This window comes from Aquabacterium sp. (assembly GCF_034003525.1).
GTDB lineage: Bacteria > Pseudomonadota > Gammaproteobacteria > Burkholderiales > Burkholderiaceae_C > Aquabacterium.
The window spans coordinates 1-22,948 of the sequence record NZ_JAVEYN010000010.1 but is presented as its reverse complement, the minus strand read 5'-3'; the positions used below and the strand labels follow the sequence as shown (position 1 = coordinate 22,948).

The 22,948-nt window shown below is 62.3% G+C and carries 38 protein-coding genes and 1 tRNA gene; 9 read left to right on the top strand and 30 right to left on the bottom strand.

Annotated features, from left to right (window positions below; all coding sequences use genetic code 11):
* Window positions 1–2: 2 nt before the first annotated feature.
* The 3 genes from RBT42_RS07770 to RBT42_RS07760 are packed head-to-tail and all read right to left on the bottom strand — an operon-like array spanning window position 3 to window position 2,483.
* The gene (locus RBT42_RS07770) at window positions 3–977 is read right to left on the bottom strand and encodes an MlaD family protein (RefSeq protein ID WP_320363795.1); all 975 of its coding nucleotides are present in this window, start codon (window positions 975–977) and stop codon (window positions 3–5) included.
* A complete protein-coding gene (locus tag RBT42_RS07765; protein ID WP_320363793.1) occupies window positions 974–1,726 on the bottom strand; it encodes an ABC transporter ATP-binding protein in 753 nt (250 codons plus the stop codon). The genes RBT42_RS07770 and RBT42_RS07765 overlap by 4 nt, the downstream gene beginning before the upstream one ends.
* Before the next feature lies 1 nt (window position 1,727).
* Window positions 1,728–2,483, bottom strand: a complete 756-nt coding sequence (locus tag RBT42_RS07760; protein WP_320363791.1) for an ABC transporter permease — start codon at window positions 2,481–2,483, stop codon at window positions 1,728–1,730.
* Window positions 2,484–2,588: 105 nt separating this feature from the next.
* Here RBT42_RS07760 and RBT42_RS07755 point away from each other — a divergent pair.
* A tRNA-Pro gene (locus tag RBT42_RS07755) sits at window positions 2,589–2,665 on the top strand.
* A gap of 115 nt (window positions 2,666–2,780) precedes the next feature.
* Here the strand turns inward: RBT42_RS07755 and RBT42_RS07750 are convergent.
* From RBT42_RS07750 to RBT42_RS07665, 18 genes are all read right to left on the bottom strand, one after another.
* Window positions 2,781–3,866, bottom strand: coding sequence for an integrase (locus tag RBT42_RS07750; RefSeq protein WP_320363789.1), 1,086 nt, complete (start codon window positions 3,864–3,866; stop codon window positions 2,781–2,783).
* Window positions 3,867–3,870: 4 nt separating this feature from the next.
* A complete protein-coding gene (locus RBT42_RS07745) occupies window positions 3,871–4,098 on the bottom strand; it encodes a DUF4224 domain-containing protein (protein WP_320363787.1) in 228 nt (75 codons plus the stop codon).
* The gene (locus RBT42_RS07740; protein WP_320363785.1) at window positions 4,098–4,373 is read right to left on the bottom strand and encodes a hypothetical protein; all 276 of its coding nucleotides are present in this window, start codon (window positions 4,371–4,373) and stop codon (window positions 4,098–4,100) included. The genes RBT42_RS07745 and RBT42_RS07740 overlap by 1 nt, the downstream gene beginning before the upstream one ends.
* On the bottom strand, window positions 4,373–4,717 hold the full coding sequence (locus tag RBT42_RS07735) for a hypothetical protein (RefSeq protein ID WP_320363783.1): 345 nt from the start codon (window positions 4,715–4,717) through the stop codon (window positions 4,373–4,375). The genes RBT42_RS07740 and RBT42_RS07735 overlap by 1 nt, the downstream gene beginning before the upstream one ends.
* 3 nt (window positions 4,718–4,720) lie before the next feature.
* The gene (locus RBT42_RS07730) at window positions 4,721–4,996 is read right to left on the bottom strand and encodes a hypothetical protein (RefSeq protein ID WP_320363781.1); all 276 of its coding nucleotides are present in this window, start codon (window positions 4,994–4,996) and stop codon (window positions 4,721–4,723) included.
* Window positions 4,993–5,628, bottom strand: a complete 636-nt coding sequence (locus tag RBT42_RS07725) for an HNH endonuclease signature motif containing protein (RefSeq protein ID WP_320363779.1) — start codon at window positions 5,626–5,628, stop codon at window positions 4,993–4,995. Before RBT42_RS07725 ends, RBT42_RS07730 begins: the two co-directional genes overlap by 4 nt.
* A complete protein-coding gene (locus RBT42_RS07720) occupies window positions 5,625–6,989 on the bottom strand; it encodes an RNA-directed DNA polymerase (protein WP_320363778.1) in 1,365 nt (454 codons plus the stop codon). Before RBT42_RS07720 ends, RBT42_RS07725 begins: the two co-directional genes overlap by 4 nt.
* Entirely contained in the window at window positions 6,964–7,338 is a 375-nt protein-coding gene (locus tag RBT42_RS07715) for a four helix bundle protein (protein ID WP_320363776.1), read from the bottom strand. Before RBT42_RS07715 ends, RBT42_RS07720 begins: the two co-directional genes overlap by 26 nt.
* Window positions 7,339–7,356: 18 nt before the next feature.
* Entirely contained in the window at window positions 7,357–7,815 is a 459-nt protein-coding gene (locus tag RBT42_RS07710) for a DUF1566 domain-containing protein (protein ID WP_320363774.1), read from the bottom strand.
* Window positions 7,816–7,842: 27 nt separating this feature from the next.
* The gene (locus tag RBT42_RS07705) at window positions 7,843–8,205 is read right to left on the bottom strand and encodes a DUF1566 domain-containing protein (RefSeq protein WP_320363772.1); all 363 of its coding nucleotides are present in this window, start codon (window positions 8,203–8,205) and stop codon (window positions 7,843–7,845) included.
* 347 nt (window positions 8,206–8,552) lie between these two features.
* Window positions 8,553–8,768, bottom strand: a complete 216-nt coding sequence (locus RBT42_RS07700; RefSeq protein ID WP_320363770.1) for a hypothetical protein — start codon at window positions 8,766–8,768, stop codon at window positions 8,553–8,555.
* A gap of 12 nt (window positions 8,769–8,780) precedes the next feature.
* Window positions 8,781–9,242 carry a hypothetical protein gene (locus RBT42_RS07695; RefSeq protein WP_320363768.1) on the bottom strand — a complete coding sequence of 154 codons (462 nt, stop codon included), beginning with the start codon at window positions 9,240–9,242 and terminating at the stop codon, window positions 8,781–8,783.
* Window positions 9,239–9,472, bottom strand: coding sequence for a hypothetical protein (locus RBT42_RS07690; RefSeq protein ID WP_320363766.1), 234 nt, complete (start codon window positions 9,470–9,472; stop codon window positions 9,239–9,241). The genes RBT42_RS07695 and RBT42_RS07690 overlap by 4 nt, the downstream gene beginning before the upstream one ends.
* Window positions 9,469–9,786 carry a hypothetical protein gene (locus RBT42_RS07685; protein ID WP_320363764.1) on the bottom strand — a complete coding sequence of 106 codons (318 nt, stop codon included), beginning with the start codon at window positions 9,784–9,786 and terminating at the stop codon, window positions 9,469–9,471. The genes RBT42_RS07690 and RBT42_RS07685 overlap by 4 nt, the downstream gene beginning before the upstream one ends.
* Window positions 9,783–10,280 carry a hypothetical protein gene (locus RBT42_RS07680; protein ID WP_320363762.1) on the bottom strand — a complete coding sequence of 166 codons (498 nt, stop codon included), beginning with the start codon at window positions 10,278–10,280 and terminating at the stop codon, window positions 9,783–9,785. Before RBT42_RS07680 ends, RBT42_RS07685 begins: the two co-directional genes overlap by 4 nt.
* Complete coding sequence (locus RBT42_RS07675; RefSeq protein ID WP_320363760.1) at window positions 10,280–10,933, bottom strand: hypothetical protein; 654 nt, start codon at window positions 10,931–10,933, stop codon at window positions 10,280–10,282. The genes RBT42_RS07680 and RBT42_RS07675 overlap by 1 nt, the downstream gene beginning before the upstream one ends.
* A gap of 5 nt (window positions 10,934–10,938) precedes the next feature.
* Window positions 10,939–11,274 (bottom strand): hypothetical protein, encoded by a 336-nt coding sequence (locus RBT42_RS07670; protein WP_320363758.1) that lies wholly within the window; start codon window positions 11,272–11,274, stop codon window positions 10,939–10,941.
* Window positions 11,271–11,462, bottom strand: coding sequence for a hypothetical protein (locus tag RBT42_RS07665; protein ID WP_320363756.1), 192 nt, complete (start codon window positions 11,460–11,462; stop codon window positions 11,271–11,273). The genes RBT42_RS07670 and RBT42_RS07665 overlap by 4 nt, the downstream gene beginning before the upstream one ends.
* Before the next feature lie 329 nt (window positions 11,463–11,791).
* Here RBT42_RS07665 and RBT42_RS07660 point away from each other — a divergent pair, with 329 nt between their 5' ends.
* The gene (locus RBT42_RS07660) at window positions 11,792–12,283 is read left to right on the top strand and encodes a hypothetical protein (protein ID WP_320363754.1); all 492 of its coding nucleotides are present in this window, start codon (window positions 11,792–11,794) and stop codon (window positions 12,281–12,283) included.
* Window positions 12,284–12,297: 14 nt separating this feature from the next.
* Here RBT42_RS07660 and RBT42_RS07655 read toward each other — a convergent pair whose 3' ends face one another.
* The 7 genes from RBT42_RS07655 to RBT42_RS07625 all read right to left on the bottom strand — a co-directional run bounded on the left by RBT42_RS07655 (window position 12,298) and on the right by RBT42_RS07625 (window position 16,664).
* On the bottom strand, window positions 12,298–12,612 hold the full coding sequence (locus tag RBT42_RS07655) for a hypothetical protein (RefSeq protein ID WP_320363752.1): 315 nt from the start codon (window positions 12,610–12,612) through the stop codon (window positions 12,298–12,300).
* Between the two features lie 10 nt (window positions 12,613–12,622).
* Window positions 12,623–13,015: a DUF1566 domain-containing protein gene (locus tag RBT42_RS07650; protein WP_320363751.1), complete on the bottom strand. Its 393-nt coding sequence runs from the start codon at window positions 13,013–13,015 to the stop codon at window positions 12,623–12,625.
* Between the two features lie 267 nt (window positions 13,016–13,282).
* Window positions 13,283–14,116, bottom strand: coding sequence for a hypothetical protein (locus RBT42_RS07645; protein ID WP_320363749.1), 834 nt, complete (start codon window positions 14,114–14,116; stop codon window positions 13,283–13,285).
* Between the two features lie 32 nt (window positions 14,117–14,148).
* Complete coding sequence (locus RBT42_RS07640) at window positions 14,149–14,355, bottom strand: hypothetical protein (protein ID WP_320363747.1); 207 nt, start codon at window positions 14,353–14,355, stop codon at window positions 14,149–14,151.
* Window positions 14,356–14,454: 99 nt separating this feature from the next.
* Window positions 14,455–15,333: a hypothetical protein gene (locus RBT42_RS07635; protein ID WP_320363745.1), complete on the bottom strand. Its 879-nt coding sequence runs from the start codon at window positions 15,331–15,333 to the stop codon at window positions 14,455–14,457.
* 3 nt (window positions 15,334–15,336) lie between these two features.
* Window positions 15,337–16,206: a hypothetical protein gene (locus RBT42_RS07630; RefSeq protein ID WP_320363743.1), complete on the bottom strand. Its 870-nt coding sequence runs from the start codon at window positions 16,204–16,206 to the stop codon at window positions 15,337–15,339.
* Window positions 16,203–16,664: a helix-turn-helix transcriptional regulator gene (locus RBT42_RS07625; RefSeq protein WP_320363741.1), complete on the bottom strand. Its 462-nt coding sequence runs from the start codon at window positions 16,662–16,664 to the stop codon at window positions 16,203–16,205. Before RBT42_RS07625 ends, RBT42_RS07630 begins: the two co-directional genes overlap by 4 nt.
* A gap of 108 nt (window positions 16,665–16,772) precedes the next feature.
* Here RBT42_RS07625 and RBT42_RS07620 point away from each other — a divergent pair, with 108 nt between their 5' ends.
* Entirely contained in the window at window positions 16,773–17,006 is a 234-nt protein-coding gene (locus RBT42_RS07620) for a helix-turn-helix domain-containing protein (protein ID WP_320363739.1), read from the top strand.
* 149 nt (window positions 17,007–17,155) lie between these two features.
* Here RBT42_RS07620 and RBT42_RS07615 read toward each other — a convergent pair whose 3' ends face one another.
* Window positions 17,156–17,380: a hypothetical protein gene (locus tag RBT42_RS07615; protein ID WP_320363737.1), complete on the bottom strand. Its 225-nt coding sequence runs from the start codon at window positions 17,378–17,380 to the stop codon at window positions 17,156–17,158.
* A gap of 69 nt (window positions 17,381–17,449) precedes the next feature.
* Window positions 17,450–17,689, bottom strand: coding sequence for a hypothetical protein (locus tag RBT42_RS07610; RefSeq protein WP_320363734.1), 240 nt, complete (start codon window positions 17,687–17,689; stop codon window positions 17,450–17,452).
* 227 nt (window positions 17,690–17,916) lie between these two features.
* Here RBT42_RS07610 and RBT42_RS07605 point away from each other — a divergent pair, with 227 nt between their 5' ends.
* From RBT42_RS07605 to RBT42_RS07580, 6 genes are all read left to right on the top strand, one after another.
* Window positions 17,917–18,213, top strand: coding sequence for a helix-turn-helix transcriptional regulator (locus RBT42_RS07605; protein ID WP_320363732.1), 297 nt, complete (start codon window positions 17,917–17,919; stop codon window positions 18,211–18,213).
* On the top strand, window positions 18,206–18,511 hold the full coding sequence (locus tag RBT42_RS07600) for a hypothetical protein (protein ID WP_320363731.1): 306 nt from the start codon (window positions 18,206–18,208) through the stop codon (window positions 18,509–18,511). Before RBT42_RS07605 ends, RBT42_RS07600 begins: the two co-directional genes overlap by 8 nt.
* Window positions 18,512–18,543: 32 nt before the next feature.
* A complete protein-coding gene (locus RBT42_RS07595) occupies window positions 18,544–21,108 on the top strand; it encodes a DUF5906 domain-containing protein (protein ID WP_320363729.1) in 2,565 nt (854 codons plus the stop codon).
* A 256-nt stretch (window positions 21,109–21,364) separates the two neighbouring features.
* A complete protein-coding gene (locus RBT42_RS07590) occupies window positions 21,365–21,616 on the top strand; it encodes a hypothetical protein (RefSeq protein ID WP_320363728.1) in 252 nt (83 codons plus the stop codon).
* A complete protein-coding gene (locus RBT42_RS07585) occupies window positions 21,613–22,416 on the top strand; it encodes a hypothetical protein (RefSeq protein ID WP_320363725.1) in 804 nt (267 codons plus the stop codon). The genes RBT42_RS07590 and RBT42_RS07585 overlap by 4 nt, the downstream gene beginning before the upstream one ends.
* A gap of 115 nt (window positions 22,417–22,531) precedes the next feature.
* Window positions 22,532–22,948 (top strand): hypothetical protein (locus RBT42_RS07580; protein ID WP_320363723.1); only part of this gene is annotated, 417 nt, incomplete at its 3' end.

Here is a 22,948-nt window from a genome sequence, read left to right as displayed (position 1 = left end):
CGTCACGGCTGGCTTCCTCCAAAGATCAGGCTGTTGGGCTCACGCTCGACCTGGTCGGCAAACGAGCGCAGGCTGCGGGCCGCCTGGGACAGGTCGCTCACCGCCGCATTCACATCGGTGCGCAAAGGCGAGCCCGGCGCGGCCACCGCTGCCAGGTCCTGCATGGCCCGGCGTGCGCCCTCTGCCGCCAGGCGGGTTTCCTGTAGGGTCTGCTGCAAGGCCGGTTGCATCTGTGTGACGGTGCCGCGCGTCGTGTCGCTCAACTGCTGCAAGGACTGCAGGGTGAGCGTGGTTTGCGCTTCCACATTCTTCAAGGCCGAATCGGCGGTGGCCAGGGTCTGGCGGGCCTGTACGCTGGTGGCATTGAGCTGCTGGCTGCTCTTCTCGATCGCAGTCTGGCTGGCCTTGAGCGTGTCGCTGAGGGTGCGCACGGTCTGGCGCAGCTCGGCCACCATCTCGCCCAGCGGAAGCTCTTGCACCTGGGTGATCAGTTGATCCAGTTTGTCCTGCATGGTCGGAATTTCCGGGATGGGACCTTTGCCGCCAGCCAGCAAACGACCCGGCAGGTCCGGTCGGAAGTCCAGCTCGATCGCGGTCTGGCCCGTGACCACACTCTGCAGGATCAAACGAGCGCGGAGACCACGTTTGACCAGTTCTGCCAGATCCAGCTCCTGTGTTTGCCCACTGCCAGAGTCCATCTGCAGCGATTCGGTGCCCAGGGTCAGGGTGACGGGGATGCGCGCCACCAGGGTCTGCTGGTTGACCTCGACGCCAATACGCGTGACCTCGCCCATCTTCACACCGCGGAAGGTGACGGGTGCACCGATGTAGAGGCCCTTGACGCTGTCATCGAAGTACACCACCGCCTGGTGTCGGGTGTGGAACCAGCCGGACTTGTTGAGGGTGAGCACGCCGGCCACCACCAGCACCAGGGCCAGCAGCACGAAGGCGCCCACCAGAAAAGCATGGCGTTTCATAGGGTGTCGATCTCCTCTCGGCGCATGAAGGCCTGCACCGTCGGGTGCATCACCGTGTCGCGCATCAGCGTGGGTTTGCCATGGGCAATGGGGCGTTTGTGCTCGGCGTCCAGGAAGATGCCGTCATCGGCCAGGGCGTAGATGCTGGGCAGTTCGTGCGTGACGATGACGATGGCCGCTCCGGTGCGCTCGCGGATGTCCAGAATCAGGCGGTCGAGCTTGACCGAGCTGATCGGGTCCAGCCCGGCCGAGGGTTCGTCCAGGAAGAGCAGGTGAGGGCGGGCCACGATGGCGCGGGCCAGGCCCACGCGCTTTTTCATGCCGCCACTCAGGTCGGCGGGCAGGCGGTCGCGTGTGGCCGCCATGCCCACCCATTCCAGCGCCTCCAGCGCGCGCGCTGCATGCTGGTCCTTGGGCAGCGTGCCTTGCACCTCCAGCGGCAGCATCACGTTCTCCAGCACCGTCATCGACGACCACAGCGCGGCGCTTTGGAACAGCACGCCAATGTCGGCGCGCAGCTGGTTGCGGCTGGCTTCGTTGCTGGCCCAGTAGTCCTGCTCACGGTACAGCACCTGCCCGGCAACGGGAGGCAACAGGCCGATCAGGCACTTGAGCAGCGTGCTCTTGCCGCAGCCACTGCCGCCCATCACGGCGAAGATGGTGCCGGCTTCGATGTCGAAGTCGATCCCTTCCTGGATCAGGTGATCGCCATATTGCAGCCGCAGGTCACGCACGCCGAGCAAGCTCATGTCAGATCCCCAGCGCGTCGGCGCACACGGCAAACACGGCATCCAGCGCGATCACGCCCACGATGCCTGCCACCACAGCATGCGTGGTGGCCGAGCCGACCCCCGCGGCATTGCGCGGGGCGTACAGGCCATGGAAGCACGCGGCCAGCGACACCAGCAGGCCAAAGGCCATGCTCTTGAAAAAGCCCAAACCCAGGTGCGTGTAGGTGAGGGCGGCCACACTGCGGTCAAAATAGGCGATGGGCGCCAGGTCGAGCAGCGACGAGCTGACGGCAAAGCCCCCGACCAGCCCGCCCACACAGGCGAACAGGTACAGCAAGGGCATCATGAACAGCAGCGTCAGCACGCGCGGCAGCACCAGGTAGTCCACAGCGTTGAGGCCCAGCACGGCCAGCGCGTCAATTTCTTCATTGGCCTGCATGGTGGCCAGCTCGGCCGCAAACGCGGCGCCGGTGCGCCCACACATCACCACGGCGGTGATGACCGCAGCCATTTCGCGGGAGATGGCGATGGCCACCAGATCGGCAACGAAGATGCCTGCGCCGAACTTCAACAACTGCACCGCGCCCACAAAGGCGATGATGGCGCCCACCAGCACATTGACCACCAGCACGATGAGCAGCGCCCGCGCACTGGCATCGGCGAGGATGCGCGCGAAGTCCTGCGGGCGGAACTGCCAGCCGCGCCGCGTGCCACGCCACACCGCCAGCAGCGTGTCACCCAGCAGCGTGATGGCCTGTTGAACAGGGGTGAGCATGGCCTCTTTATAGCGCGTCAACAAGGCATTGCTACCCTCCGTTGCTTTTTTCTGCACACCACGCTCGGGGGAAGGGGCCATCACAGGCTATACTAGCAGTCTAGTCGGGGCGTAGCGCAGCCTGGTAGCGCATCTGCTTTGGGAGCAGAGGGTCGTGAGTTCGAATCCCACCGCCCCGACCATTTAACACCTAAGATAAGCCGTTGATTTCTTTGATGAAGTCATCGGCTTTTCTCTTTTCTGGCTTTGCTGCATAAGCGTGCAATCTTCTAACAGATTGGGGCGCTTCTTACCGAATCACTTCACAGCCTTGACCCTGCGGGCCTTTTTGCGCCTGATGTAGCTGGCGGTCTGGCTCTGCGTGGTGTGATCCAGCAGGTGGTTTGCAGCCTGCAATCCCTCGTCGTCGTCCTTGTCCGTTGCGGCCTTGGCGCGCAGGTCTCGGATCATGGTCGGCGGAACCTTGCCCGTGCGCAGGGCGCGCTTCATGGCCTTCTGCCAGGCGTTCGAATAGGCCTCGTAGTTCATCGGCGTTCCGTCCACCTTGGTGATCAGCCTGGGGGTCTCCACGCGGCGGGGGCGCTTCTTCTTGCGCTGTTCGTCCTTGATCGCCAGCAGGCGGGCCACCACGGCGCGCAGGCGTGGCGTCCACTCCACGATCACTGGGCGACTGCTGCCGTCCGTCTTGTCGCGGCGCAGCATGATGCCGTCGGCGCACACATGTGGCTCGTCTGGCTGGGCCGGGTCGGCCTGCTCCAGGATGCGCACCACCACGGAGACGTCGGCGCCCGTCAGATAGAGCAGCTCGGTGATGCAGCAGAAGACCAGGCCGGAGGGGTTCACGCGCCCGTCGTCGCCGTACAGCCCCGCGATCTTGATGCGGCGCAGGTGGGAGTCGGTGATGTAGCGCTTGCGTGGCTTGTAGCCCTTGGTGGGGATCGCATCGACCGGGTTGGAACCAGCGGGGCGCATGCCCCAGATCTCGCAGTAGCGGAAGATGGAGCGCAGCTGCGACCGGTAGGCGTCGTAGGTCCTGGCCATGGCGTCGAACTGCTTGAGGAACTCGTAGCAGTCGGGCGTCTCAACTTCGCGCGGGGCGAAGTCTTGGAACGCGGCGGCAATGTCGTTGGCCCGGCGCTGCTCATCGATCTGCGTCTTGTCGGCATGCTTCGCCATCACCTCGGTGCACCACTTGGTGACCGCGGCCGGCATGGTCTCCGGGTTGGCGATGGACACCATTTGCTCGGCCAGGGCACGATAGAACGCGGGCAGGCCCTCGCTCACCTTGGTCAGCTTGTGCCAGATGCGCGCTTTGCCTTGCGCCTCCACGAAGTAGTAGCGGGAACCCTTGATCTGGGTTCCCTTGACTGGGCCTTTGGGCATGTGATCACGCGTGAGCAGGGGTTCGGATGATGGGGCGGACCTTCGGCTTGGCCTTCTCGGTCGCGCCCTGGCACACAGCCTCATAGTGGGCGCGCTCAAGCACCAGACCATGCCGGCCGATGTAGGCGCGATGGAAGCCACGGCGGTGCAGCTCGGCCAGCTGCTTGCTGGGCTGCTCGTAGCCGGTGAGGTCGCGCAGCTCTTCCTTGGACAGTGTCAGGCTGGTGGCCATCAATCACCTCCCTTGTGCTGGATTCCGCATCCACCTGTTCCGCGAGAGCATGTCACTTGGTTGCCACGAATAGGCAGGCACTCACCACCTTTCTGCGCCTTCGCCACTTTGAAATCGACATAGCTGTCCATGTCTCGGCACATCCACGCGGTTTCGATCAACATTCCGCAAGCCAGCACCATGACGGCTGGATTCACTTTCCCGGCAGCGCGGGCCATCTTCTGAGCCAGTTCTGCGGCAGCTTCGTTTTGTTCTTTGGTGATTGCCTTTTCCATCACTCACCGCCTTTCTGCGCCTGGGCGGATGTGAGCGCGCTGTGCCGAGCGATGTAGGCATCAAGGTTGTCCATCGCCTGCATGTCAGAGTCGCCCCATCCGTGGTCCATGATGAAGTTGCCGAGCGCGTCGGCGGCATCGCGCAGAACTTGCAGCGGCACAGTCACATATCCAGCCGGCAAGGTCGGCAAGATTGGCGCCGGCTGGTTCAGAAGATCCCGCTCCAGCAGCTTGATGACGCCTTCGCGTATGTCCAGCACGTCAGCCGCCTCGGTCAGCAGCTCCTTGTCGGCATCCAGCCGTGTGTATCGCGCCGCCTGGCGCAGTCGGGTTTGGATGTCCACAGCTCAGCCCTCCAGCACGTGCCGGGTGATGCTCTTGATGCCGTTCATGGCCTCGCCGGGCAGCGCCGGGCGGGTGCCGCCCTTGTCGGGCTGGATGAAGGCGCTGTGGCCTTCGCCTTCCAGCGCGCGGATGTAGTCCACCTCCACCTTGGCGGTGTCGATGATGGTTTTGCTGATCTCGTTGATCGATCGGGCAGTGTCCAGGGCTACCGTGCCATCCTTCACGCCAGCCAGTGTGGCAAACAACGTGGCGCGCAGGTCTTCAATGGTTTGGCTCATTGGTGCAGCTCCTTTTCCTTCTTGTTCAACTGGCGGCTGATCGCGGCGCGCAGCTGAATGAGTTGTGCGATCTCTTTGCCGTAACGGTGCACGGTGTTGCGCAGCATGTTCTCGCGGCGGGTGATGCACTCCAGGCGATCGATGGTGATCTGATCCAGCTGGTCGGTGAACTGGCCTGGCTTGAACACGATGATGTGGCCGGCTGGGATGGGGCCCACTTCGCGCTCCCACACCAGGCTGTGCACTGACTTCCAGCGGCGGGCCGGGTAGAGGCTGCGGTCGTCGGTCACTTTCTGCTCCAGGATGCCGCCCTTGGCGACGCGGATGGAGCCAATGGGCCTGTAGTTGGCCGACAGCTCAGCGGCGCGGCCCTTCTTAAACTGGGTGGCGCGGCATGCTTCCTGGGTGCCAGTTGATCCTGGAACGCCCTTATTCCACGGCTTGAGACCAGCCTGGAAGCGCCCGCCGTGCTCTGCCAGGAACTCGGCCGACTTCTGCAGGCCCAGCTTGCGGGCCTTCTGCGCCACGCTGCGAGGGTTGCGGGCCAGCACCTTGCCGATTATGTCGTTCGGCGTGTTGGCGTAGTGCTCGCGCAGGTAAGCCAGTTCGGATGGGGTGTAGAAGTAGGTCATAGCGTTCTCCGATAGGTCTTGGTCAAGTCAGCCTTGACGGTGTGCCCACGATCCCGCAGAAGGTTCGCCAGCTGCGCCCGGTCGTGATGGCTGTGTGTGGCCTGCCGCAGAAGGCCGAAGTAGCTGTTCGCGCTCTCAAACAGCTCATCTGCATCGGCATGTTTGATCCGGTCCAGTGCCACGCTCAGCGTCTTCCTGCGTGTCGTCCGGCGCCATGGCTTGATCACCTGCCCAACGAAGTCGACGCCGCGGCTCAGTGGCTGCAGGATGGTCTTGCGCGGGTTGAGCTGGGCGGCCAGCTTCTCTTGCAGGAAGGCGTCAATCCGCTGGCGCGCCTGGCTGAGCCACTCCGTGGACTCGTGCAACAGCACGAAGTCATCCACATAGCGGATGTAGTGCCGGGCACGCAGGCCGTGCTTCACGAACTGGTCCAGCTCGTTGAGGTAGACGTTGGCAAAGAACTGGCTCGACAGGTTGCCGATGGGCAGGCCAAGGTGCGCAGGGTGCTCTGTCAGGCGCTTGTGGCGTGGGACCAGGGCCAGTAGGCTGGCCTCGCCACGCAGCTCGAAGTTCTGACGCGGGTCGTGAAACAGGATGGTGTGCATTAGCGCGCGCCACCACGGCTCTGTGACGTGCCTGTCGAGCAGGCCCGCCAAGATGCGCTTGTCGATGCTGACGAAGAAGTTGGCCAGATCGCACTTGAGGTAGTTGGCGGGCCGCTGCCAGTTCTGGGTGATGCTACGCACCTTGTCCTCGAGGCGCTGGCCGGCGTACAGGGTGCCGCGTCTAGGGATGCAGGCGCAGCTGTCGGCAATGAACCTGGCATAGAAGCGCGGTGCAATGCGGTTGTTCAGCAGGTGGTGCACCACACGGTCGCGGAACTCTGCCGCCCAGACCTCACGTGGCTTCGGGTGGGTGATGACGAAGCAGATTGATCGGCCGGGCTGATAGGCGCCGGCCACCAGTTCGTCATAGAGGTCGCGCAGGTTGCGCTCCAGGCTGGCCTCGAAGGCCAGAGCACTGGCGCTGTTGCGTTTGGTGCGGCGGCAGTCAAAGTACGCCTGCACCAGGTCAGAGAAAGTCAGGTCAGCAGGTGCGCTCCAATCTGCGGACGGCTCGAGCGCGAAGCTCGTTGTTCTGGTTGTTGTTGTTCTGGTTGCCGTTGTTGAAGTTCTGATACCAGGCCCAGGAGGACCCATCGTGCTTCTCACGTCGCCCTGCCGAGTGCTCAGCGGGGAAACTGCGCCGGACCTTTCTGGCGCGCTGCCAGGGGTCTCCGTGATGAGCATGTCGGTGGCCTTATGAGCCAGCGGCACGACCAGATTGAAAGATCGCTCAGACATGACGGCCTTGACCTCCATGTTGCGGGCGAATAGCGCTGCGGCGCCACCCATTGGCCTGCTTGCCGATGCTGGTGGTGAGCTCTACGGCCTTGGCGTAGGCGGGCTTGGAAATCAGCCGCTTGTCCATGGCGAGGCGCACCATTAGTTCGATCACCTGCAGGCGCTCGAGCAGGTCGAGCAGGTGGGGGTCCTTGTCCTGTGCGACGTTAGCCCGGAAGACCAGCACGGTGATTTCAATGCACTCGGAGGTGATCTTTTCACCGATCGAGCGCTTGAAGTCGCGTTGCATGTTCTTGACCAGGTCAGTCACGACGTCGAGCAGGTCATAGGCGACCTTGTAGATGGGCAGGTGGGTGTGGGTGGCCATGCTGATTAAATGACTGAATTACTCAATGACCAATCTGCGGACGGCTCGAGCGCGAAGCTCGTAGTCCTGGCTGCTGAGGGTCTGGTTGCCGTTGCTGAAGGTCTGATACCAGGCCCAGGAGGAATTGGTCTCGTGCGCCTGGTTGGACCAGTGCCAATTTGGCTTGAACTGGCTTTTGAGGTTGGCGAATAGCAGCGCCTGCTCCTGGCGTGTGGGCAGATCACCACCCTGCTTGGCCGCCCACTCCTTGGCCTGTTCCCAGGTCACATCCTCGGCTTCACCTGGCAGCAGAACCAGGTGGTGTGCGGGCTCGCCGTCTTCGCTCAGAACGATGCCGGCGTAACGCTCGCCAGCCTTGAGGTCGATCATGGCCTCTGGAATGCCATAGGTGAACGAGGTGGCGCTCTGCAGGGCCTCGATCATCTTGGTGAGTTCGGCCTGCTTGGCGATGACGGCATCAATGGTCACGGTGGACATGTGAAAACCTTTCAAATGGGTAAATGATCAAATGGGCAATCTGCGGACGGCTCGAGCGCGAAGCTCGTGGCGCTGGCTGAGGTCGTACTGGCGGCCGATGACGAAGGTCTGACACCAGGCCCAGGAGGAATCGTTGTGGTGCGTCTCGTTGCTCCAGTACCAGTCCTTCTGGAACTGGTCGCGGTGGTTCGCCCAAAGCATGGCCTGCTCGATTCGGTTGGGCAGGTCTCCGCCGATGCTCTTGGCCCATTCCAGCTGCTCCTGGTGTGTTGCGTCGTCGTTGTCGCCCGGAAGCAGCACCAGGTGATAGGCCTCACCGGTGGCGTCGCCAATGAGGCCGATGTAGATCTCGCCCTCGTTGAGGGGCGGCTTTGCGATTTGAGAGGGCACGGTTGCTCCTGTCGTTGTGAAGATGTTGATGGGTCGAGCGGCGGCGCTCGTCAAAGGTTGCTCAGTGCTACCAGGGCACTGCCAAATGCATATCCGCCTGCTATGGCGGCAGCCACGAGAGCGCATGCGCTCAGATGGCCTCGGGCCTTTGGTGTGGTCCTTGGATTTGGCGTGGGCATCGCACGCATGCCCATGTCCCAGAACGTCGAGTGGATGACGTGATCCACCTCGTCCTGGTCGTGCAGGCTGGGCATAGGGTGGGTGCGATGCCTCGATCTGATCGGGCGGTATGGTGTCGGTCCAGCCGTAGTAGCTGGTTTCCTTGGCATCTGTGGAAGGTGCGCGGCTCATGCTTCCTCCGTGGTGGGCGTGGCAGCTTTGGGCTTGCTGTGGTCCATTGAGCAGATCCACAGCTTCGTGCCGGGAATCTGCTTGCCGCCCTTCGATGGCATCCAGGTCTTGCACTTCACGCAGTAGCGGTCGGTGACGCCGCCCTGGGGCTTAAATCCAATGGGTGAGGTGTTCGAGCCATTGGTCTTGGTGGTCCGTCTCAGGTTGTCCATCTCGGGCTCCGTTTAAATGGCGACCACACGGCCGCTGACCTTCTGCTGCCCCTTGCGGATGGCCTGCAGGCGCTTCACGGTCAGTCGGTGGCAGCGGATCATGGTGCGGGCAGACAGAACGCTGACCGCCTCGCTGAAATCCTGGAACAGCGCGTCCATGGCCTGCACGCCTGGGACGTCAAAGCGCAGGGGCTGGCCCGCCTTGTAGCGGTCAGATGCCTTCACCATCGCCTCGAACACATCACCGAGCAGCGCATGGCTGTCAAGCATCTCGCCCATGTCGCACAGCGTGTGAACCATGTTGACCATGTCAGACAGGCGCCGCCAGTCCTCCACGTTGGGGTTCGGGTCCAGCTTCAGTGCTGCCATGCTGTCAGCCATCTTGCCAACCGTATTCAAGCGGTCCTTGATGGACAAAGGCTGCACCGGATCGGCGCGCAGCTCGTCCCACAGGGTGTAGTGGCCTGTCGTCATGTCTTGATCCACCCTTGGTCATGCGTGCAGTACGCCAGCGCCTTCGGCTGGGCCTCGTCGGTGCTGATGCGCCACTTCGACTTCGTATCCAGGCGGGCCAGCTGGTAGGTGCTCTCCTGCACTACGCCGGTCGCGTGCGCGTCGTCTGCCAGGAAGCGCAGAATCACCTTCCATGCGCCGGTGTTGTTCAATTCCAGGCGCAGGGCCTGATTGGGCTGGGCGTGGCTCACAGTGCGTGCTCCTGGTGGTGGGTGGGCTCATCCATCGGCAGGCGCTGCTGGCCGATCGCCTCCAATTGCTCGATGACGCTGGCTTGGATAGCCGATGGCACAAAGCCGCGGGGCATGGTTGACCAGGCGATGACCTTGCCCAGGAACTCGCCGCCTGTGGTGGCATCCACCCAGTCGGTGCCGTCAAAGAAGCCGAACCACACCGGCTCGTCATCGCCCTGCAGCGTGACCATCACGGTCTCGTCCACGTCTGGCAGGTGATCGGCAGACACCCAGGTGACCTGCTCGGTTTGGCGAATGTTGGAGAGGGTCATGCCAGGTGCCCTGTCGTGGTTGGTTGATCAATCCGCTCGCGGCGCCCATCAGGCCAAATGCGCCAGGGTCCAGAAATGCGCGGGTGCTGGGCGAAGTCCATGGCGCCATCGCGAGGGGTGAAAGGCAGGCGGTTCACCGGGCTGGGCACAATGGCCGCGCGGCTCACGTTGCGCACCAGCAGATTCACATCCGTCACCGGCTGCGCCAGGTGTGCAGATGTCGTTTGGGTCGATGCCGGCCCTGAATGCTCTTCGTCCCAGCGGGCCAGCCCTGCAAGGGTGAGCGACCAGGTGCGCGTCTCGTGGTCATGCTCGGCAAACCCGGCGGCGCTCAGTCCGTTCAAGGCGGACTTGATGCCGCCATTGGTAGCACGCTCAGATGCAACCTGAGCCACGGACACCAGCTGCTCAAAAGACAGATCCTGACCACCAGACAGGGCCTCCGCCACCGCGTAACGGTGCGTGCCGGGGGTGAATGCGCGGCGGCGGGCCATCAGACCGCCTCCTCAGCGAAGGCAGAGCCCAGGCGGTGGTGCGACAGCTCGGCGCGCTCAAACTGCAACTCCTGGAAGCGTCGGATGAACCGATCGCGCCATGTCTGCCATGTGGCCTCCACCCGATGGGCGCCCATCAAGTCGTCCCACCATCCTCTCATGCACGGGTTAGACGCCACGTCCAGACACGGCCAGGGCGTGGAAGGCGTGCCGCAAGGCTTCTGGTGAGGCAGAAGCGCGGCACGCTCAACAGCCAGGGCCATCAGATCGGCCAGCTTCAGCTCGTAGGCGTTGACCGTCATGGCCACGTGATAGCCATAGCGCAGCGACATCAAGTTGGCGTGGCGCATCTCAATGCGGCACATGGGCGACCCAAGCAAGCCCTTCATCGGGCTGGTCACATCGCCGACGAAGGCCTCGTGCGCGTCGTGCATCAGCGCGGCCATCTGGCCGTGCGCATCTAGGCCCAGCTTCGTCTTGGCGATATCGCACACCAGAAGGCTATGCTCGGCCACGCTGTACGGGCGGGCGGCATGGCCGTTGAAGCGATTGATCTGTGCCAACGAGTGCGCAATGCGCTCGATCTCATAATCCGCGTGAGTGGGAAACTCCAGCGAAGCCTCATGGCCGTCGCAAGTGACAATCCAGTTCATGGTTTTCAAACGGCGGCGGCCGCTTCAGGTTCGTAGAAAGAAGGGTTCACCTCGTGCCCGATGTGGGTCACGGCGTGCAGGCGCACCACCGGTAGGCCTGCGTGCTTGTCAAAGCTCAGGCCCATGCCGTGCAGCTCCACCCGGGCGCCTTTGCGCAGCAGTCGAGCGGAATTGCTGGCGGCATAGCTCCCAGCCGGTGTGGTGCCATAGGCGCGCTCGGCCAACACGGGAAGGGATCCCGCCTGGTCGGGCGCCACCAGCACCACCACAACGGTGGTCCCATCGGTGTAGCGGCGCGTCTCCGCGTGCGTGAGCAGCTGGCCATCAATGCGCGTTTTCATGGGCGCTGCTCCAGTTGCTGCAGGTCCAGCAAAGTGCGGTTGATGTGCACGCGGTGCGCGGCGATGGCCAGCGGAGCGCGGTCAATCACGCCCTGCATGTAGGCCGCTTCGCGCTCCAGGCGGCGAAGGCGGGCCAACAACGTGACGCGGCGCAGGCCGGTGATGAAGGCGCGGGCGAAGCTCAGCATGGCGTGGCCTCACGGTGCACCAGCATGCTGACCATGCGGGCATCGGGATAAAGACGCTCGACAAGGTCATCCATGTCCTTGCGGCTGCGACAAACGCCATCCAGCCGAGTGCGTTCGCCGTTAGAGGTAATGACCGTGGCCCGCACCCTGATGCGCTCAACTGGGGCATAGGGTGGGCGGTCACATTCCGATAGCATCAAGGCTCCCACACCATCAACACCAACGAAAGGACCGCCCATGGAAAACGCAGAGCGTGAAGGCAGGTCGCAGACACCTCCTTTGCGATATCCGCCACCGCCTCCCCCACCAGTCAAGCTGACAGGAATGCCATGAATCACATCGCCGCCGACCAAACCTACCCGCGCACCAAGCAAGAGGCCATGCTCGACATCAAGCACGCCGTGCTGGTGCACCGACTCAACGAGCGGTTTTTCAACCGCCTCGACGCTGTACTGGGCGGCATTGGCATGGCGGGCGGCAGTGCTGCGGTGGTGGGATTGCTCGGTGGAAGTACGAATATCGCTGCCGTGGCCGGGGCGATCCTGGCAACTCTTTCCATCATTGAGCGCACCGTGGTCGCCGCACGCAAGGCAGAGATTCACCGGCAAGGTGCTGAGACCTTCGCTGCACTCGAGGTGCGCGCTCAGTCGTTGCAACTTGAGGAAATTGACGCTGAGCTGGCCAGCACGAAAGTCCGATTCCCTGACGGCCTTGAAGGTATGGGCTGGGTTGCCTACAACCGCAACCTTCGTAGCGCTGGCCTCCTCAGCAGTGTGGTGCCCATGAATCGTTGGCAGCGATTGCTGGATGCTTGCGTGTGAGGTGACGACGGCGCTCACGCTGTCACCTCGTCCTGGACGTAAGCGGCGTCGATCGCCTTCTCGGCGTCATCAGCGGCCATCAGCAGGGCTTGGGCGATCAGGCGGGCTTCGACGGGAGAAATGGACTCCTGAAACGCAAAGGGGCCGTTGCTCGCGCACACAGTTACACGGCCGACAGAGCGGGGGCGCGTATTCCAGGTGGTCACGCCCCACTCTGTCCCAGTCAACGCCATGGTGGCGTGTGCGGCTGTGTGTCCGTAACGCTCCTCGGTCAGGTAGTCGGTCCGGTCTTCCTTGACTGTGCGCGCAGCTTTTGCTTCGTGTTGCATGCTGCACCCCTCAAATGACCAAAGACTGAATGGGCAATCTGCGGACGGCTCGAGCGCGAAGCTCGTTGCTCTGGCTGGTGAGGTTCTGGTTGCCGTAGTTGAAGCTCTGACACCAGGCCCAGGAGGAATCAAGCCGCTCGCTGGTCCAGTGCGCGGCGGGCTCGAAGCTGTCCTTGAGGTTGGCGAAGAGGAGGGCGCCTTCTGGGCGCGTGGGCAGCTCGGCGTCGAGCTTCTTGGCCCAGTTCACCGCTTTGCGCCAGGTCAAGCGCTCGGCGGGCTTGTCGTCCAGCAGGATCAGCGCATAGGGCACGCCGTCCTTGCCGGTGGTGATGCCTGCGTAGGTGCCGCCGGCGAGCTGGCTGCCAATGGTGGGCAGGGCCTGGGAGTCTGCTTTCTGATCCATCTGTCACCTCTGTGGTGTGTCGATGGTTAATTATCCAAAACGGATAATGCAATGTCAACCCAAAACGGATAAATGTTTTCCCCTCTGAGTGGGATGGTTGCACTCACGTCGGATGTAGACAATCTATGGATGGACCCTCTAACCCTGTTTTCGCGTCTTGGTGTCTTCCTGATTGCGCTGTTCGCCGTGCGCGATCTGCTGTGGTGGCTCGGTCTCACGTAAAAAAACCCGCTCAAGGCGGGTCTTTGCTGCGTCAGCAAGGGTGCATCACATCTGGCGTTGCATAAGACGTCTGGCCTTGTCAATCCAATGCTCTTGCTTGGCCCTGATTCTGGCGGTGGTCATGGGCCAGTCCATTTCCTGGAACTGTTGTCCAGCTGCGGTGATGACGTCGTCCGTCACGGCCTGCAGCGGGTCAATGCCATAGTTTGCAAAGCAAAACTCGGCTGCCTTGGCGCCATACTCAGCCAGCTCGGCCACCCGATGGCATTGGCTGCGCATGGTCTTCTCAGGTGCACCGTTGTTGACCAGGTAAAGCAGGTAAGCCCTGACCAGATCAACTGCCCACGCAGCTTGGTCAGGGCCGTTGCCTTCACGCTTGGTGGCATACGCCTTCAGATTAGACATCCGGCTTTGCAGGCAGTGGATTGGGTCAAGTACTCTCAGGTTGAACTGCTGGCCCAAGTCTGAGGTGATCACCACGTCAGGTGCAAACTTCTTGATCTCGTCGTTGTCCAGGCCAGTTACCGTAGCCAAGAAGTCCATCAACATGATCCTGCTGTCCCGCTCCAGATAAAGAACGGCGGTGTTGGCGGTTGGATCGTCTGGGGCTGGTATGCACAGTTGTGTGCGCTCTACGCCCAACAGCTCGGCAAGCCATTCAGCATCGTCGCGGTGGCCCAACCAGTCGGCATCAAGGGTCAGTGCGTGGTAGTAGTTGCCTTGCTTTTCTGGGGCGACTGGGGCCGGCACATTCAGCAGGGTTCCCCATACCTCCAGTGCCTGGCCACCCACCAAGACAAGCCTGTCCGGCTGTCTGGACGACTTGTCCAGCACATAGTAAAAATCGGTTGGACGGTAGGGGTCTAGGCCACGTCTCATGGCGCGCTCCCCCAGGGATGCGCCTTCAGACATCAAATATTGCGCCAGCGGATGATTGCATTGCCCCGTGCTTGTTGGGGCATGAATCCAAATGCCTGGCACACATCGGGCACAGCATTCTTGCGCTGGCTGCTGGCTTGAACAGCCCTGCGCTTCACATCATCCAGGCGCGCCACCACTTCGACACGCAGCTCAGCGGGCTGGCGCGACGATGCAGCTTGTGCGCGGGAAGGCTTCATGTGATCCACCTGTGTGTTGAGGGCAGTGACAGACAAAGTGTCTGCTCATATTTGATCATTGTGCATCAACTGCACTGCCCCTGCAACAAAGTGGAGTGATCAGATTGCACCGACGTCTGAAAGAATGCGCTGAGCCATCAACCGTTCTGACTCAAACACGGCAAGCGAGGCGTTCTTTTGCTCTACCAGCCATTTGATGGAGGCAATATCTGACTCGATCTGGCTGATTTCCTTTGCGTCAAAGCCGTCACGCAGAGAAGGGCAGAGCAGATACATCACATTGCGGTCGCGGGGGAAGAGCTGGGTGGCCATCATCATGGCGGTGGCGCCCTTGTCCAGGTATGCGTTGCGGTGGTACTGGGTCTTGTACCAGGCAGAGGCAATGGTTCCGTGCAGCGGGGTGCCGGTCTCACGCGCCTCAATCTGGACATCCACGCGCACGGGCCGTCCTCCCTGGATAGTTTCAACCGGCTTGGAGCGCCAGAAATCAGGGGCGCCCTTGATGTTCATGTGCCGCGTCAGCAGCGTCCTGACTGTTTTGCGCACGTTGCGCGTGGCATGCACGTGGTCGTCGGTGTCCAGCCGCTCGGGCGTAGCTTCTTTGGTGCCCAATGGGACAAGCCTGGTAAAAAGATCGTCAACGATGGATTTTGCTGATGGGCCGCGCACAAACAGGGGAAGGCTGAGGCTAACGTTCCAGTTAACCGGCAGCGGGACGCCTTGCTCAATGGCATGCTCGGCCTGGTCGATCAGGAAAGCGGCATCCTCTGCCAGGTCATCGTTGTAGAGGCAGCGCAACGCAGCGACGTTGGAGAGCAGGCGCGTGGTGATCTCGCCGGACTCTCTGTCTGTGAAGGTGACGCCAACATTGAGCTGCTCGCCGGTTGCTGGGTCCAGGCTGAGGCGCACGAGCTGCCACATACCGGAAACCCCGGTGTGGCTGGCTCTGGGCGTCAGCAGCGTCTGGAGTGGCAGCATGGGTCAGGCAAGGTTCAGGACCCGAAATCGGGCGGACAACAAGGTTCTGGCATTTTGCACTCTGTTCACCAGGAAATGCAGCCATGCCGCACTTTGCCCGGGGGCAATGGCACCGCACCAAAATGAAATTTCATGTAACACCCTGCCCAAGCTGCGGGCCTGTGCGGCGGCGTCATCCACGCAGCGCGAATAGGCTTCGCTGATTGCTTCGGGTGCCGTGACGTTGCGGACGTGAATGGTGTGACGGTGAAGGCAATTGCTCAGCATCATGTTCACCAACTGTGGCAACTCGTCCTTGTGCCACCAGGGTCCGGTATCGGATCTGCGTAGCAGCTGGCCGTGATCAATGAGTGCGAATTGATCCTTCGCCTTGCGGATGAGGTTAAAAAGGTGCCGATCTGGGTTTGCCAACCATTCGTCCAGGGCGATGGTGGCGTGGCAGTGTTCCCAGCGGGCCTGCTCTTCCACCAGTGCCTCGTTGGGGATGATGCCGCGGGCCTGTGCAACGGTGATTTGTTCAGTGCAGAAGAAGTAGAGCGCCTGGTCCGGTTGGCTGATGCGCTGACTGATGGCGGCGTGCGGCGGCAAGTCGGATGCGAGGATGCTCGCGATGAATGCCCTGTTTGCAACGGGGAGTCCGCAAGCCTTGGCGATCAACCACCCCGATATCTCGTTCAGGCAATCAATCTGACCCGCCGGCAGATGTAGGTCCATGAGCTTGGCGTAGGCGTCAATCGGGCGCCCGTCCAGCATGAACCGCGCGTGGATGACGGGGCAGAAGTTTTGCTCCTCGTCATTCACCCAGCGGTATGGATTTAAGAACTGATCAGGCTGCGCCAGTTGCACCTGAAATTGATCAGGCAGGTGATTCATTTGGCGCGGCTGGTGGGAGAGGGCGCGAAATCGCTTGTGCTAACCGCTGGCTTGACCTCAAGCAGGTTTTGGATGCCGGGCGCCGGTTGGGTGGATGAGATCGTGGTGCTCTGAGGGCGTACAAGTCGCAGGGTGGCCTCGATGGATGTCCACAGTGCGTCTGGGAGTGGGCCGCTGCGCTCGGCCATGATCAAAGCGCGAAGCACATCTCGTGCCTTGCCTTGCAGGCCGTCAAGCATGTCCTCAGGCTCGAGGCCGTGAGTCAGCCAGGCTGGTAGCACTTTGAGAGCATGAGCCATCCGATTCACATCATCTACTGACGGCTGCCTCGTTCCGTCGAGCCACTTCTGCACTCCGGGTGTTGACATGTCCAGCCGCTCGGCGAGGGCATCCAGCGTGATCCGCTTTGCCTTTCTTGCCATCGTAGCCCTGTCTCGCCAATTGTTGTTTGAGTGCATGGCTTAAGTCTCACACCAGGCTATCCAGATTGGAATAAACAAAAAGGACAAAGCCAAAGGTTGCCAGCCGTACTTATCCGTCTTAGAATTATCCAAAACGGATAACGTATGCAACTCAAAGACTACCTTCTCGCCGAGGGCCTGACGCAGGCCGAATTTGGTCAACGCCTCACGCCGGCTGTGAGCCAAGGCAAGGTCAACCACTGGTTGCACGGCACACGCCGTGTCTCCCTGGCTGAGGCGTTGCAGATCGAGGAAGTCACGCAGGGCAAGGTCACGGTCAAAGACTTGTCCGGCATGTATGTCGTCCGCACCAAGCAATTGGAGGTGGCCCATGGCTGAGCGCTGCGTGACTGCTGGTGATGGCATCACTTCCGAAGCGGTGAACGTGATCCTCTCTTGTGAGGATGCCGACCGCATTGTTGATGCGCTCCACACTCTGGCCAGCAGCGTCGACCAGTTGCGTGACCAGTTGGTCAAGGATGCCGAGATCAGGCGGTCGCGGTCAGCTGTGATCCTTGAGAGGCCTCCGAAATGAGGTCTGCAAACATCTCCAACTCCGCCAGCGCTCGTTTTGTATACGCCGGGAAGTTGGTGTTCTTCCATTGCTTGGGCTCGGCGCCATCCAGGTCGGTTGGGCATGCCGAGTCCAACAACTCCTCTACGCGGATGCGTACTTGGTTGGCTAAGAGCAACTGCTCGGTCGAGTATTTCATGGGTGTCCCTGTCGTTTGGGGCTGGTTGTTGAGAATTCCATCTTCTCACGGCTGTGGACACCCGCCATCTCAGTTCGCCTGCGCTGCTGGCTTGGGCTGCAGCTGCGTTGCCAGCATGCCCATGCCCTCGGCCAAGTCGGTCAGCATCAACCGCGCCTCGGGCTCCAGCTGGTCGTTGGCCGAGCTGGCCTTGAGCATTTGCGACAGCACATGCAAGTCGGCCTTGGTGGCCGCAGCCAGGCTCAAGGTCAGTGTGCGCAAGGCCTGTTGCAGCACGTTCAGCGTGTGCGGGTCGATTCTGTTTTCCATGGGTGCTCTTTCGTTGGTGAAGGGGTTGGTGAGACGGCAACTTTGCCACGTCATGGGCGCCCGCCTTTTTCGGCCTCCTGCCGCAAATCCCACACGTCGCCTCGTCAACAACGAGCACCAGGGACTTCCGGTTTTCTTCCTCGCCGCGCCTGATTGCGTCCAGCGTCGTGGCGGCAGGGGGCTTTTTCTCTCTCGCATTCACAGCAGCCTCGAAGGGGGTGTTTGACATGGGCCAATCATCTAGCGATCCGCTTGCAACTGCACGCAACGCGCAGGCCGCTTTGTTGCAGCGTCTGCGCGAAATCAGCCAGACCGAGGCTGCACGCCAGCTGGGCGTGGACAAGTCAACCATCAACCGGCTGGTGAACGCGCACGCCGAGGCCCTGCTGGGCCTCCTGGCCGTGGCCGGCCTGCAGGTGGTCGACAGCCGTGCCCGCTTCATTGACGACGAAGACCTGCAAGCACTCCGCCGGCTGGCCAGCCATGGTCTCAACCACGTGGCCACCGGGGGAGCCGATGCATAAGGACTTCTCCCACCCTCCGTCCACCCTGCACGACGCCTTCGTGTCAGCCATGGAGAAGCATGGACTCAGCGTGGCCGCCATGGCTGCGCATGAGGTCAAGCTGCTGCGTGGCGTGGTGGCACACAGCTATCTGTGCGCTGTCGGCCGCATGACGGCCGCGGTGCCGGCTACCGAGAAGCTGAGCTGCAACGAAAACGCAGTGGCGTTGCAGGTGCTGCATGAATCGTTGCAGGTCCTGCAAGAGTTTGCCCAGTTCACCGAGGACGAGACGCCACAAGAGCGCCGCCTCAACGCTTGACGCATCCAACAATAAGAGGAAGTTGCAGCACCGTGCGTGAAGACATTCAAGACTTGATTAGCCGACTGGGCGAGATCCCGGCAGCCATGCGCGACCGCCAGCAATGGCTGGTGTGGCGCTTTGTGAAGAAGCCAGGACAGGACAAAGCGAGCAAGGTGCCGTACTACGTGAACGGCAATCTGCGGGGGTGGCCCAACGGCCAGCCGCCCAAGGGCGCTGATGGCAAGCGCGTGCCCACTGAGACGCAGCCCCAAGTCGACCAGGGCCATGATCTGGACCGAGCCGCACTGGTGACGCTGGGGCAGGCCACCGCCGCATTGCGTTCTGGGCGCTGGGCTGGCCTGGGCTTTGCGTTCCTCCCGGGTGATGGCCTGATCGGCATCGACGTGGACCGGGCCATTGACCAGGAAACAGGTGAAATGGCCGCGCACTGCCGCGACATCATCGCCAACTGCGGCAGCTACACCGAGCTGAGCCCCAGCGGTACCGGCGTGCACGTGATCTGCACCGGCACCACCGAGACGTTCAAGGACAATGACGTGGGCGTGGAGGTGTTCTGCGGGCGCCAGTTCTTCACGGTCACGGCCAAGCCCATTGGAGAGTGCCGGCACGCCAACTTCATCGGAACGGATGTGCTGGCCTGGTTGCACAAGCTGGTCAAGGGTGACAAGGCTGAGCAGCGCGTGCAGCAACGTGCAGCCACAGCCACCCAGGTGGCGCAGGCCTACGATGCCAACAAGCAGGCGGTGCGCTACTGCATGGCTGCGTTGGAGCGGGCTGTGCAGCACATGCGCAACACCACCGAAGGGGGGCGCAACAACGTCCTGAACGAGGAAGCCTTTGGGCTTGCCAGGCTGGTGGCAACGGGCGGAATCAGCGAAACCGTGATCCGCGCCGCCCTGGGTGATGCGGCCCGCGCAGTGGGCTTGGCCGATGCCGAGATCAACGCCACGATGGACAGCGCCATCCGCTCGGGCCTGGCCAAGCCTGTTGCCATCCCTCAGCGCGAGCCGCGCCGGGCACTCTCTCCCGCCCCCTCTCACGTTTCGGCAGGGCCAAGCGACGACAGCAGCGCGGCAGCCAATGATCTGGAGGAGCCCGCATGGATGGCCGATGTAGCGCCTCCAGCCGTGGCTGATGTTGCATCGGGCGCCATTGCCAAGGCCCGCGCTCGCGCCAAAGGGGGGAAGGGGGCTGGCGATGCAGCCGGCGAGCAGGACGAGAGCTTCTGGGCCAGGGTCGATGCGCTGACTGAGCGCTTCTTCCTGGTCGAGGCCTCTGACCAGGCGCTGGATAACCGCGACATGAGCTTCTGGCGTGTATCTGACATGCGCCTGCGCTTCGGTCAGCCCGTGGTCAAGGCGTGGCTGGCTCGGGTATCTGAAGAGCGCGCTCGCTCAGTTCATCTCAAGGACGTGCTGTTCGAGCCGGGCCTGGATGTCGAGAGCCATCAGATCAATCTGTTCACCGGCCTGGAGCTACAGCCCATTCCCTGCACCGCCGCTGACGTGGAGCCCATGCTGGCCCTGCTGCGCCACCTGTGCAGCGAGACCACGCTGGACATGGACGGCAGCGCAGACGATGCCGACGCGGTGATGCACTGGGTCTTGCAGTGGCAGGCCCTGCCATTGCAGAAGCTCGGCACCAAGATGCAGACCGCATGCATCTTCCACGGCGAACAGGGCACCGGCAAAAACCTGTACTGGGACACATGGCGTGACCTGTTCGGGGTGTACGGCATCACCGTGGGGCAAACCGAGCTGGAGGACAAGTTCAACGGCTGGGTATCGCGCAAGATGGCGATCATCGGTGACGAGGTGGTCTCGCGCCAGGAGATGTACCACAACAAGAACCGCATCAAGATGCTGGTGACCACCGAGGACCGCTTCCCCATTCGCGGGATGATGAAAGAGACCCGGTGGGAGTCCAACCACGCCAACGTGGTGTTCCTGTCCAACGAGAGCCAACCGCTTCCGCTGGAAGAGCGTGACCGCCGCTACATGGTGATCTTCACCCCGCTGGAGGCCCCGGCCGAGCTGTACCAAGCCGTGCGCGACTTCAAGGCTAACGGTGGCCTGGGCAAGTGGTTGTACTACCTGCAGACCTATCCGCTCGATGGGTTCGACGCGCATACCAAGCCCCTGATGACGCGGGCCAAGCAGAACCTGATCGAGCTGACTTGGAAGGCGCCGCAGCGCTTCATGGCTGAGTGGATCGGTGGCTTCCTTGACTTGCCGGTGCGCGTGTGTGCCGCCGAGCAGCTGTACCGCGCCTTCCGCCGCTGGTGTGACCGCAACGGTGAGCGCTGGCCTGAGAGCCAGTCCAACTTCACCAACGCGGTGAGTCGGTGGGTGAACCAGCGGGTGCGCCGCAAGCCGGACGGATCGTTTGAGCCGCCGGCCATGACTTACAAGGTGATCAAGCTCAAGGACTCGGTGACCGATTCGCGCAAGGCAGTGCGCTGCTGGGTGCCGCTGGGGTGCGGTGCGCCCGACGGCACAAGCGAGGGAGCCTGGGCAAGCGACAGCGTGCAGACCTTCGAGCGCGACATCAACCGATTCTGCCGCACGCCGGGTGCGCTGGATGGGGAGGAATGAGCATGTGGTTGCGCTCTGGTTACGTCAAGGTTACGCGCCGGTTACGCGCTAAGTCCTTGAAGTTACGTGGGTTACGCGGTTACGCGGAATTTCTCACATGCGTGTGTGCGCGTGCGAGAAGTGAACAAATTTCTCCCATACGAGAAAACTACCGTAACCACCGTAACCCACGTAACTTCAAGGACTTAGCGCGTAACCACGGCGTAACCAACGCATAACCACCCCGTAACGCACCTTTATAGAAGAAGAGGATGTGATGAGTGAGTTGAGAAGCCAGATGCCAACAGTGGCCACCATCGTCCAGGAGCGCCGCCAAGCATGGGGTGATGCCCATGTGAACCGCTGTATCAAGGAGGGCTTGAAAGGCCAGCCAAACCGCTTCTATGCCATCGAGGCGGGCCACATCGTCGGCACACCCTTCGACGCCACCACGGACCTCCACCACGCCGCCAAGCTGGCCGCCATCGTGGGCGGTGCCTTCGTGGCCATGCAGGAGCCAACAGCATGAAGATCAACATCGATGTCAACACAGCTGAGTTCAAGCGCGCCATGGGCGTGGCCGAGAGCCAGGTGAAGTACGCGGCCAGCCGCGCCATCAACGCCGTGGCTGAGAAGGGTCAGAAGGCAGTGCAGGCCGAGATGCGCAAGGTGTTCGACCGGCCCACCGAGTGGGTGATCAACAGCCTGCGCCTCAAGCGATCGAGCAAGGCCCAGACCAAGCTGGAAGCCGAGGTGGCGTTCAAGGACCGCAACTCGGCCGAAAGCTCTCGCACCATGGTCGAACCGCATGTGGTGGGTGGATCGCGCCGCTTCAAGGCGATGGAGGCCCGCCTGCGCGGCATCGGCATGCTGCCAGCTGGCTGGTTCGTTGTGCCGGGTGCTGCCGCCAAACTGGATGCCAACGGCAACATGAGCCGAGGGCAGATCAGCCAGGTGCTGAACGTGCTGGGCAGCTACACCGAGGCGGGCTTCAACAAGGCCAACATCAACACGGTGCGGCGCCTGGCAAAGGGCGGCCTCAAGAGCAGCCAGTACGGTCAGTTCGGCTTCACCTACTGGGTCAACCCGGTGGGGGGAAAGCGCAGCGGGCGCCTGTTGCCGGGTGTGTACCAGCGCGTGCAGACCGGCTTCGGCAGCTCGCTCAAGCCGGTCATGGTCTTCGTCAAGTCCACCAGCTACAAGAAGCGCCTGGACTTCTACGGCATCGTGCAGCGCACTGCCGATGCCAGCCTGTCAACTGAGTTCACCAGCGCCTTCAACGAGGCCATGCGCACGGCTCGGTTCAGCCAGCAAGGGAGCCTGCTGTGATCGGGGGGGGCAACTGGCGGGCCCCCCGGTCTGGGTCCTCCTGGGCCCCTGCGGGTGCGGGTAATTCGAACCGCGATGTCGGACTGTTTCGTGGATCTCCTAGAGGGGTTGTATTGTGCTGATCGACACTGATGCAAAAGCCACGCAGGCCCTGATCGGACAGCTGGTCGGCGTCTCTCAGCAGGCCATCAGCGCGTTGGTCAATGCTGGAAAGCTGCCGGCTGACGCAACGATTGGGGAGATGCTCATCGCCTACTGTGAGCGCATCCGCGAGCAAGCGGCCGGGCGGAAAGGCGAGACCGGTGATCTCGACCTGGTGCAGGAGCGTGCCGCCCTGGCCCGCAGCCAGCGCGAGAGCCAGGAGCTGAAGAACGCCGTGGCACGTGGCGAGTACGCGCCCATCGGCCTGCTGGCCGACGTGCTGGGCAAGGCCAGCGGCGCCGTGGTCGATCGCTTCGACCAGCTGCCAGGCAGGATCGCCAAGGCCTGCCCCGATCTGCCTGACGCTGCCCGCGTCGCCGTGCTGGAGGTG

What these genes read in the sequence shown, in the direction of transcription:
- RBT42_RS07605 (WP_320363732.1), top strand. Translation starts at nt 17,917, where the DNA reads ATGGGCCAATCATCTAGCGATCCGCTTGCAACTGCACGCAACGCGCAG.
- RBT42_RS07655 (WP_320363752.1), bottom strand. Translation starts at nt 12,612, where the DNA reads ATGCAACACGAAGCAAAAGCTGCGCGCACAGTCAAGGAAGACCGGACC.
- RBT42_RS07620 (WP_320363739.1), top strand. Translation starts at nt 16,773, where the DNA reads ATGCAACTCAAAGACTACCTTCTCGCCGAGGGCCTGACGCAGGCCGAA.
- RBT42_RS07590 (WP_320363728.1), top strand. Translation starts at nt 21,365, where the DNA reads ATGAGTGAGTTGAGAAGCCAGATGCCAACAGTGGCCACCATCGTCCAG.
- RBT42_RS07765 (WP_320363793.1), bottom strand. Translation starts at nt 1,726, where the DNA reads ATGAGCTTGCTCGGCGTGCGTGACCTGCGGCTGCAATATGGCGATCAC.
- RBT42_RS07660 (WP_320363754.1), top strand. Translation starts at nt 11,792, where the DNA reads ATGAATCACATCGCCGCCGACCAAACCTACCCGCGCACCAAGCAAGAG.
- RBT42_RS07715 (WP_320363776.1), bottom strand. Translation starts at nt 7,338, where the DNA reads ATGGCCACCCACACCCACCTGCCCATCTACAAGGTCGCCTATGACCTG.
- RBT42_RS07740 (WP_320363785.1), bottom strand. Translation starts at nt 4,373, where the DNA reads ATGGAAAAGGCAATCACCAAAGAACAAAACGAAGCTGCCGCAGAACTG.
- RBT42_RS07730 (WP_320363781.1), bottom strand. Translation starts at nt 4,996, where the DNA reads ATGAGCCAAACCATTGAAGACCTGCGCGCCACGTTGTTTGCCACACTG.
- RBT42_RS07695 (WP_320363768.1), bottom strand. Translation starts at nt 9,242, where the DNA reads ATGACGACAGGCCACTACACCCTGTGGGACGAGCTGCGCGCCGATCCG.
- RBT42_RS07675 (WP_320363760.1), bottom strand. Translation starts at nt 10,933, where the DNA reads ATGAACTGGATTGTCACTTGCGACGGCCATGAGGCTTCGCTGGAGTTT.
- RBT42_RS07760 (WP_320363791.1), bottom strand. Translation starts at nt 2,483, where the DNA reads ATGCTCACCCCTGTTCAACAGGCCATCACGCTGCTGGGTGACACGCTG.
- RBT42_RS07645 (WP_320363749.1), bottom strand. Translation starts at nt 14,116, where the DNA reads ATGAGACGTGGCCTAGACCCCTACCGTCCAACCGATTTTTACTATGTG.
- RBT42_RS07640 (WP_320363747.1), bottom strand. Translation starts at nt 14,355, where the DNA reads ATGAAGCCTTCCCGCGCACAAGCTGCATCGTCGCGCCAGCCCGCTGAG.
- RBT42_RS07670 (WP_320363758.1), bottom strand. Translation starts at nt 11,274, where the DNA reads ATGAAAACGCGCATTGATGGCCAGCTGCTCACGCACGCGGAGACGCGC.
- RBT42_RS07625 (WP_320363741.1), bottom strand. Translation starts at nt 16,664, where the DNA reads ATGCACTCAAACAACAATTGGCGAGACAGGGCTACGATGGCAAGAAAG.
- RBT42_RS07725 (WP_320363779.1), bottom strand. Translation starts at nt 5,628, where the DNA reads ATGACCTACTTCTACACCCCATCCGAACTGGCTTACCTGCGCGAGCAC.
- RBT42_RS07615 (WP_320363737.1), bottom strand. Translation starts at nt 17,380, where the DNA reads ATGAAATACTCGACCGAGCAGTTGCTCTTAGCCAACCAAGTACGCATC.
- RBT42_RS07720 (WP_320363778.1), bottom strand. Translation starts at nt 6,989, where the DNA reads ATGGAGGTCAAGGCCGTCATGTCTGAGCGATCTTTCAATCTGGTCGTG.
- RBT42_RS07585 (WP_320363725.1), top strand. Translation starts at nt 21,613, where the DNA reads ATGAAGATCAACATCGATGTCAACACAGCTGAGTTCAAGCGCGCCATG.
- RBT42_RS07610 (WP_320363734.1), bottom strand. Translation starts at nt 17,689, where the DNA reads ATGGAAAACAGAATCGACCCGCACACGCTGAACGTGCTGCAACAGGCC.
- RBT42_RS07600 (WP_320363731.1), top strand. Translation starts at nt 18,206, where the DNA reads ATGCATAAGGACTTCTCCCACCCTCCGTCCACCCTGCACGACGCCTTC.
- RBT42_RS07750 (WP_320363789.1), bottom strand. Translation starts at nt 3,866, where the DNA reads ATGCCCAAAGGCCCAGTCAAGGGAACCCAGATCAAGGGTTCCCGCTAC.
- RBT42_RS07665 (WP_320363756.1), bottom strand. Translation starts at nt 11,462, where the DNA reads ATGCTGAGCTTCGCCCGCGCCTTCATCACCGGCCTGCGCCGCGTCACG.
- RBT42_RS07745 (WP_320363787.1), bottom strand. Translation starts at nt 4,098, where the DNA reads ATGGCCACCAGCCTGACACTGTCCAAGGAAGAGCTGCGCGACCTCACC.
- RBT42_RS07630 (WP_320363743.1), bottom strand. Translation starts at nt 16,206, where the DNA reads ATGAATCACCTGCCTGATCAATTTCAGGTGCAACTGGCGCAGCCTGAT.
- RBT42_RS07770 (WP_320363795.1), bottom strand. Translation starts at nt 977, where the DNA reads ATGAAACGCCATGCTTTTCTGGTGGGCGCCTTCGTGCTGCTGGCCCTG.
- RBT42_RS07700 (WP_320363770.1), bottom strand. Translation starts at nt 8,768, where the DNA reads ATGGACAACCTGAGACGGACCACCAAGACCAATGGCTCGAACACCTCA.
- RBT42_RS07650 (WP_320363751.1), bottom strand. Translation starts at nt 13,015, where the DNA reads ATGGATCAGAAAGCAGACTCCCAGGCCCTGCCCACCATTGGCAGCCAG.
- RBT42_RS07635 (WP_320363745.1), bottom strand. Translation starts at nt 15,333, where the DNA reads ATGCTGCCACTCCAGACGCTGCTGACGCCCAGAGCCAGCCACACCGGG.
- RBT42_RS07680 (WP_320363762.1), bottom strand. Translation starts at nt 10,280, where the DNA reads ATGGCCCGCCGCCGCGCATTCACCCCCGGCACGCACCGTTACGCGGTG.
- RBT42_RS07685 (WP_320363764.1), bottom strand. Translation starts at nt 9,786, where the DNA reads ATGACCCTCTCCAACATTCGCCAAACCGAGCAGGTCACCTGGGTGTCT.
- RBT42_RS07710 (WP_320363774.1), bottom strand. Translation starts at nt 7,815, where the DNA reads ATGTCCACCGTGACCATTGATGCCGTCATCGCCAAGCAGGCCGAACTC.